We start from the raw sequence: 6,665 nt of genomic DNA, 5'->3' as shown, positions 1-6,665 counted from the left end.
TCGCTATTCGTGAAGGTGGTCGTACTGTTGGTGCCGGTATCGTCTCTAAGATCATTGAATAAATAATGCTTGTTGAGTGCCTTTATTATTGAAGGCGCTTTGTATAACAGGGAAATAAAGAGCATGAACAGTCAAAATATTCGCATTCGCTTGAAAGCGTTTGATCATAGAATTCTTGATACGTCGACGCGTGAGATTGTATCGACTGCTAAACGTACCGGTGCAAATGTCCGTGGTCCCATTCCGCTTCCAACGCGGATTGAGAAATTTACGGTTAATCGTGGACCGCATATTGATAAGAAGAGTCGTGAGCAGTTTGAGATGCGGACACATAAACGTCTTCTTGATATTGTTGATCCAACGCCGCAAACAGTGGATGCGCTTATGAAGCTCGATCTTTCTGCTGGTGTGGATGTAGAAATTAAGCTCTGAGGTTTGAGGACAGAAGGAACAGACCCGATGCGTTCAGGTGTAATAGCACAGAAGCTGGGCATGACCCGTATTTATAATGATGCTGGTGAGCATGTGCCGGTGACGGTACTTCGTTTGGAGAATTGTCAAGTCGTTGCTCAGCGTACAGTTGAAAAGAATGGTTATACTGCTGTTCAATTAGGTGTAGGCTTTGCTAAGGTTAAGAATACTTCACAAGCTCTTCGTGGACATTTTGCTAAGGCTTCTGTTGAGCCTAAAGCCAAAATAGCAGAGTTTCGTGTGAGTCCCGACAATCTTCTTGATGTTGGTACTGAAATTACGGTGGAACATTTTGTTCCAGGGCAAAGAGTTGATGTGACTGGTACCAGTATCGGTAAGGGGTTTGCTGGTGTTATGAAACGACATAACTTTGGTGGGCATCGTGCTTCCCATGGTAACTCGATCACACATCGTGCTCATGGTTCTACAGGGCAATGCCAAGATCCTGGTAAAGTTTTTAAGGGTAAAAAAATGGCTGGCCATATGGGGCAAGTGCGTGTAACAACACAGAATATTGAAGTTATTTCCACGGATAGTGAGCGTGGTTTAATTTTAGTCCGTGGTGCTGTTTCTGGTTCTAAAGGTTCTTGGATTTTGGTACGGGATGCTGTGAAGAAGCCTCTTCCTGATAATGCTCCAAAGCCTGCTGGTATTCGCCGTCTTGTGAAGGAGAAAACGGAAATGGTTACTCCGGTGATGGAAACCTCTGAAGTCGAGGGAGCCTAATAATGGATCTTGTAATTAAAACTCTTGATGGTAATGAAGCTGGCAAATTAAAGGTTTCTGAAGCTATTTTTGATCTTGTTCCGCGTGAGGATATTTTGCAGCGTGTCGTTCGTTGGCAGCTTGCACGTCGTCAGCAGGGAAGTCATCAATCCCAAGGTCGTTCTGATGTGTCGCGAACAGGGGCGAAAATGTTTAAACAGAAAGGGACAGGGCGCGCTCGACATTCATCTGCACGTGCACCGCAGTTTAGAGGTGGGGGTAAGGCACATGGACCGGTGGCTCGTAGCCATGCGCATGATCTTCCTAAAAAGATTCGTGCTCTTGGCTTACGTCTTGCTTTATCTGCAAAATTAAAAGCAAAAGATTTAATTATTGTGGATGAGTTGACTGTTAAGGATGCTAAAACGAAAATGCTTGTTTCTCATTTTTCTAAGCTTGGATTTAATAACGCTCTCTTGATTGGTGGTAAAGAGATTGATATTAACTTTTTTCGTGCAGCCTCTAATATTCCTAATATTGACATTTTGCCGATTCAGGGAATTAATGTTTATGATATTTTGCGTCGCAGCAAACTTGTTTTGTCAAAAGCAGCTGTTGAGGCTCTTGAGGAGCGTTTTAAATGACAGATCTTCGCCATTATGATATAATTATTAGTCCAGTTATTACTGAAAAGGCGACTATGATTTCTGAATATAATCAAGTTGCTTTTAATGTCGCGCCGAAAGCGACGAAGCCTGAGATTAAGGCTGCTATTGAAGCGCTTTTTAGCGTAAAAGTTAAAGCAGTTAACACGATAGTCCGTAAGGGTAAAGTGAAGCGTTTCAAAGGTATAGTTGGTCGGCAGAGTGATGTCAAAAAAGCGATCGTAACTCTGGCCAGTGGTCAGACTATCGACGTTTCGACAGGTCTTTAAGAGGCTCGGAGATAGGAATAATGGCACTTAAGCAATTTAATCCAACTACACCTGGGCAGCGTCAGCTTGTTATTGTGGAACGTTCTTGTCTTTATAAGGGAAAACCTATAAAGATGTTGACTGAAGGCTTATCTTCAAAGGGTGGACGCAATAATCGCGGTCGTGTTACTGCTCGTTTTCAGGGTGGTGGACATAAACGTAGTTATCGGTTTGTCGACTTTAAGCGTCTTAAACGTGATGTTTCAGCAAAAGTTGAGCGTTTAGAATACGATCCTAATCGTACCGCTTTTATTGCTTTAATCCGTTATGAGGATGGGCAATTGAGTTATATTCTTGCGCCACAGCGTCTTGCGGTTGGTGATTCCGTTATGGCTGGTTTAAATGTGGATGTTAAACCAGGTAATGCTATGCCTCTTGGTAATATGCCTGTAGGCACAATTATTCATAATGTTGAGATGAAGCCAGGAAAAGGGGGGCAGATAGCACGTTCAGCAGGTACTTATGCGCAGTTGGTTGGACGAGATCAGGGTATGGCTATTCTTCGTTTAAATTCTGGTGAACAGCGTTTGGTTCCTAGTAGCTGTTTTGCAACCGTTGGCGCTGTTTCAAATCCTGATCATGGGAATATTAATGATGGTAAGGCAGGTCGGTCACGTTGGCGTGGTAAACGTCCACATGTTCGTGGTGTTGCTATGAACCCCGTTGATCATCCGCATGGTGGTGGTGAAGGTCGTACATCGGGGGGGCGCCATCCAGTATCTCCTTGGGGTAAACCAACAAAAGGTAAGCGTACGCGCTCCAATAAAGCCACTGATAAATTTATTATGCGTACGCGTCATCAACGCAAGAAATAAGAAAGGTAGTCTGAGGTGGTTCGTTCAGTGTGGAAAGGTCCGTTTGTTGACGGCTATCTTCTTGGTAAAGCAGAGAAGGTACGTGCAAGTGGGCGCAATGAAGTTATAAAAATATGGAGCCGTCGCTCTACTATTTTACCGCAATTTGTTGGTTTAACTTTTGGTGTTTACAACGGTAATAAGCATATTCCTGTTTCTGTTTCTGAAGAGATGGTTGGGCATAAGTTTGGTGAGTTCGCTCCTACTAGGACTTATTATGGTCATGGTGCCGATAAAAAAGCGAAGAGGAAGTAGGAATGGGAAAAGCTAAAGTTTTGCGCCAGCTTAAAGATAATGAAGCAAGAGCTGTCACGCGGACAATTCGTGTTAGTCCGCAGAAGCTTAATTTAGTTGCTGCAATGATTCGTGGTAAAAGAGTTAATGTAGCGCTCGCTGATTTGATGTTTTCACGCAAGCGTATTGCTGCTACTGTGAAAAAAACGCTTGAATCAGCAATTGCAAACGCAGAAAATAACCACGATCTTGATATTGATTCGCTTGTTGTGGCGGAAGCTTATGTTGGTAAGTCGATAGTGATGAAGCGCTTTCATGTTCGTGGTCGAGGGCGTGCTAGTAGAATTGAACGTCCATTTTCGCATCTTACTGTTATTGTTCGTGAAGTTACCGAAAAAGTGGAGGCCGCGTAATGGGGCAGAAGATAAATCCAATAGGACTTCGTCTTGGTGTTAATCGGACTTGGGACTCTCGTTGGTATGCTGATAGTGGTGAATATGGGCGCCTTCTTCATGAGGATTTGAAAATTCGTTCATATGTGCTTGAGGAGCTTAAACAGGCAGCTATTTCTAAGGTTGTTATTGAGCGTCCTCATAAAAAGTGTCGTATTACGATTCATTCTGCACGTCCTGGTTTGATTATTGGTAAAAAGGGTGCCGATATCGAAAAGCTTCGTCGTAAGCTCTCAGAAATGACGGATGCTGAAACTTCATTGAATATTGTGGAGATTCGCAAACCGGAGATTGATGCGACAATTATTGCGCAATCAATTGCTCAACAGTTAGAGCGTCGTGTTGCTTTTCGTCGTGCAATGAAGCGTGCTGTTCAATCTGCTATGCGTCTTGGTGCGGAAGGTATTCGTATCAATTGTTCTGGCCGTCTTGGTGGTGCTGAAATTGCTCGTATGGAATGGTATCGTGAAGGTCGTGTTCCACTTCATACCTTGCGTTCTGATGTTGATTACGGTACAGCAGAAGCTAAGACCGCTTATGGTATTTGTGGTATTAAAGTTTGGGTCTTTAAGGGTGAGATTCTTGAGCATGATCCGATGGCTTCAGAGCGTCGTGCTACGGAAGCTGATCAATCTGGTTCTTCATCGAATCGTCGCCGCGAAAATGCTTAGTTTTTGAGATTGAACTAAAATTTGGAGTAGAGAACAATGTTGCAGCCAAAGCGCACAAAGTTCCGTAAACAGTTCAAAGGCCGTATTCACGGTTTTGCGAAGGGTGGTACGGATTTGAATTTCGGTGCCTACGGTTTGAAGGCTGTTGAGCCGGAGCGGGTTACTGCTCGTCAAATTGAAGCGGCGCGCCGTGCGATTACACGTTATATGAAGCGTTCTGGTCGTGTGTGGATTCGCATTTTTCCAGATCTTCCGGTTACATCTAAACCGACTGAAGTTCGCATGGGTAAAGGTAAGGGAAGTGTTGATTATTGGGCTGCACGTGTTGCTCCTGGGCGCGTCATGTTTGAGCTTGATGGAGTTCCGGAGGATGTTGCACGTGAAGCGCTAAGATTGGGCGCTGCAAAGTTGCCTATAAAAACGCGTTTCATCCAGCGTATTGCTGAATAATGAGGTTAAGCGATGAAAGCCACAGAATTACGGGCGCAAACGCTCGACCAAATAAAAGATGAATTGGCTAAGTTAAAGAAAGAGCAATTTAATTTGCGTTTTCAAAAAGCAACAGGTCAATTAGAAAAGACTGCGCGTGTTAGACAAGTTCGTCGTGATATTGCGCGTATTAAAACTTTTCTTCGTCAAAGATTAAGTGAAAGTAAGGTTTAAGGAAATGAGAGATGCCTAAACGCGTTTTGCAGGGTGTTGTTATTAGCGACAAAAGTGATAAAACTGTTGTTGTAAAAGTTGAACGCCGTTATTCTCATCCGCTTCTTAAGAAGACTGTTCGGCAGTCTAAAAATTATAAAGCGCATGACGAAAACAACCAATTCAAGATTGGGGATCAAGTTTCTATTCAAGAATCTAGACCAATTTCGAAAGATAAAAGTTGGATTGTTGTAAAAGACAATGTAGCGTAATGGATTAAGTTTATTGTTTTAGAGTTTAATAATGTTTTTATCATTGATAAATTTGAAGGCAGTAGCTTTATCGTTATTTGGCAGGCAAATCCGAGTGTACAAAAGGTACAATCGGGTATATGTGTTAAGAGAAGGTGGCCAGTCATGATTCAGATGCAAACAAACCTCGACGTTGCTGATAATTCTGGTGCTCGTCGTGTCATGTGCATCAAGGTGTTAGGCGGTTCAAAGCGGAAATATGCTTCGGTCGGTGACATTATTGTTGTTTCGGTTAAGGATGCTATTCCTCGTGGCCGTGTTAAAAAAGGTGATGTTATGAAAGCTGTTGTGGTTCGTACTGCTAAGGATATTCGTCGCGCAGATGGTAGTGTCATTCGTTTTGATAGTAATGCTGCGGTTTTAGTAGATAATAAAAAAGAGCCGATCGGCACTCGTATCTTTGGACCTGTTCCCCGCGAATTGCGTGGTAGGAATCATATGAAGATCATCTCGCTCGCTCCTGAAGTTCTGTAAGGAGTAAATGTTATGCAAAAGATTCGAAAAGGTGATAAAGTTGTTGTTTTATCCGGTAAGGATAAAGGATGTAGCGGTGAAGTAATTAAAGTTAGTCCAAAAGAGAATAAGGCTTTTGTTCGTGGGATTAATATGATTAAACGTCATCAACGTCAAACGCAGAAGCAAGAAGCTGGAATTATTTCTAAAGAAGCTCCGATTCATCTGTCTAATTTGGCGATTGCTGATCCTAAAGATGGTAAGCCTACACGTGTAGGTTTTCGTATGAATGCAGATGGTAATAAGGTGCGTTTTGCCAAGCGTTCGGGAGAGTTGATTAATGGCTGAGGAAAGACAAATACCGCGTATGAAAGTGCATTATTTTGAAGTGATTCGTAAAGCGCTTCAAGAGAAGTTTAATTACAGAAATGCAATGCAAATTCCGCGGATTGATAAAATTGTAATAAATATGGGGATAGGCGAAGCAACTGCTGATTCGAAGAAGCCTTCCCTTGCGGCTGAGGATTTAGGGCTAATAACAGGTCAGAAAGCTGTTGTTACGCGTGCGCGTAATTCTATTGCGACCTTTAAGGTTCGTGAAGGAATGCCTCTTGGGGCTAAAGTTACATTGCGTAAAGATCGTATGTTTGAGTTTTTAGATCGTCTTGTTACGATTGCTCTTCCGCGGGTTCGTGACTTTCGTGGTTTAAATCCAAAGAGTTTTGATGGTCATGGCAATTTTGCTATGGGTATTAAAGAACACATTGTGTTTCCAGAAATCAACTATGATAAAGTTGATCAAATTTGGGGCATGGATATTATCGTTTGTACGACAGCAAAAACGGATGATGAAGCTCGTGAGTTATTGCGTGCTTTTAATTTTCCTTTTCGTTCGTAAC

The 6,665-nt window shown here is 42.7% G+C and carries 14 protein-coding genes; all 14 read left to right on the top strand.

The window, feature by feature from the left end; translation table 11 throughout:
- Positions 1 to 123: 123 nt before the first annotated feature.
- The 14 genes from rpsJ to rplE all read left to right on the top strand — a co-directional run bounded on the left by rpsJ (position 124) and on the right by rplE (position 6,664).
- Positions 124 to 432: a 30S ribosomal protein S10 gene (rpsJ, locus tag ACFIKU_RS07930; protein ID WP_005773267.1), complete on the top strand. Its 309-nt coding sequence runs from the start codon at positions 124 to 126 to the stop codon at positions 430 to 432.
- Between the two features lie 27 nt (positions 433 to 459).
- Positions 460 to 1,197, top strand: a complete 738-nt coding sequence (rplC, locus tag ACFIKU_RS07925; protein WP_273723985.1) for a 50S ribosomal protein L3 — start codon at positions 460 to 462, stop codon at positions 1,195 to 1,197.
- A 2-nt stretch (positions 1,198 to 1,199) separates the two neighbouring features.
- Positions 1,200 to 1,820 carry a 50S ribosomal protein L4 gene (rplD, locus tag ACFIKU_RS07920; RefSeq protein WP_375657169.1) on the top strand — a complete coding sequence of 207 codons (621 nt, stop codon included), beginning with the start codon at positions 1,200 to 1,202 and terminating at the stop codon, positions 1,818 to 1,820.
- Positions 1,817 to 2,110: a 50S ribosomal protein L23 gene (locus ACFIKU_RS07915; RefSeq protein ID WP_273723987.1), complete on the top strand. Its 294-nt coding sequence runs from the start codon at positions 1,817 to 1,819 to the stop codon at positions 2,108 to 2,110. The genes rplD and ACFIKU_RS07915 overlap by 4 nt, the downstream gene beginning before the upstream one ends.
- Before the next feature lie 20 nt (positions 2,111 to 2,130).
- Positions 2,131 to 2,964, top strand: a complete 834-nt coding sequence (gene rplB / locus ACFIKU_RS07910) for a 50S ribosomal protein L2 (protein ID WP_375642464.1) — start codon at positions 2,131 to 2,133, stop codon at positions 2,962 to 2,964.
- A gap of 15 nt (positions 2,965 to 2,979) precedes the next feature.
- Positions 2,980 to 3,258 (top strand): 30S ribosomal protein S19, encoded by a 279-nt coding sequence (gene rpsS, locus ACFIKU_RS07905; RefSeq protein WP_004855734.1) that lies wholly within the window; start codon positions 2,980 to 2,982, stop codon positions 3,256 to 3,258.
- Between the two features lie 2 nt (positions 3,259 to 3,260).
- Positions 3,261 to 3,650 (top strand): 50S ribosomal protein L22, encoded by a 390-nt coding sequence (gene rplV, locus ACFIKU_RS07900; RefSeq protein ID WP_375642465.1) that lies wholly within the window; start codon positions 3,261 to 3,263, stop codon positions 3,648 to 3,650.
- Positions 3,650 to 4,360 carry a 30S ribosomal protein S3 gene (rpsC, locus tag ACFIKU_RS07895; RefSeq protein WP_273791408.1) on the top strand — a complete coding sequence of 237 codons (711 nt, stop codon included), beginning with the start codon at positions 3,650 to 3,652 and terminating at the stop codon, positions 4,358 to 4,360. Before rplV ends, rpsC begins: the two co-directional genes overlap by 1 nt.
- 36 nt (positions 4,361 to 4,396) lie before the next feature.
- On the top strand, positions 4,397 to 4,810 hold the full coding sequence (rplP, locus tag ACFIKU_RS07890; RefSeq protein ID WP_375611475.1) for a 50S ribosomal protein L16: 414 nt from the start codon (positions 4,397 to 4,399) through the stop codon (positions 4,808 to 4,810).
- 12 nt (positions 4,811 to 4,822) lie between these two features.
- Positions 4,823 to 5,023, top strand: a complete 201-nt coding sequence (gene rpmC / locus ACFIKU_RS07885; protein ID WP_375642466.1) for a 50S ribosomal protein L29 — start codon at positions 4,823 to 4,825, stop codon at positions 5,021 to 5,023.
- Between the two features lie 11 nt (positions 5,024 to 5,034).
- Entirely contained in the window at positions 5,035 to 5,274 is a 240-nt protein-coding gene (rpsQ, locus tag ACFIKU_RS07880) for a 30S ribosomal protein S17 (protein ID WP_375642467.1), read from the top strand.
- Positions 5,275 to 5,418: 144 nt separating this feature from the next.
- On the top strand, positions 5,419 to 5,787 hold the full coding sequence (rplN, locus tag ACFIKU_RS07875; protein WP_004855715.1) for a 50S ribosomal protein L14: 369 nt from the start codon (positions 5,419 to 5,421) through the stop codon (positions 5,785 to 5,787).
- Between the two features lie 12 nt (positions 5,788 to 5,799).
- Positions 5,800 to 6,114 carry a 50S ribosomal protein L24 gene (rplX, locus tag ACFIKU_RS07870; RefSeq protein ID WP_015856579.1) on the top strand — a complete coding sequence of 105 codons (315 nt, stop codon included), beginning with the start codon at positions 5,800 to 5,802 and terminating at the stop codon, positions 6,112 to 6,114.
- Positions 6,107 to 6,664: a 50S ribosomal protein L5 gene (gene rplE / locus ACFIKU_RS07865; RefSeq protein WP_375657168.1), complete on the top strand. Its 558-nt coding sequence runs from the start codon at positions 6,107 to 6,109 to the stop codon at positions 6,662 to 6,664. The genes rplX and rplE overlap by 8 nt, the downstream gene beginning before the upstream one ends.
- The last annotated feature ends 1 nt before the right edge of the window (position 6,665 follow it).

This window comes from Bartonella sp. CM120XJJH (assembly GCF_042194715.1).
Taxonomy (GTDB): domain Bacteria; phylum Pseudomonadota; class Alphaproteobacteria; order Rhizobiales; family Rhizobiaceae; genus Bartonella.
This window is presented reverse-complemented; position numbering and strand designations above follow the sequence as displayed.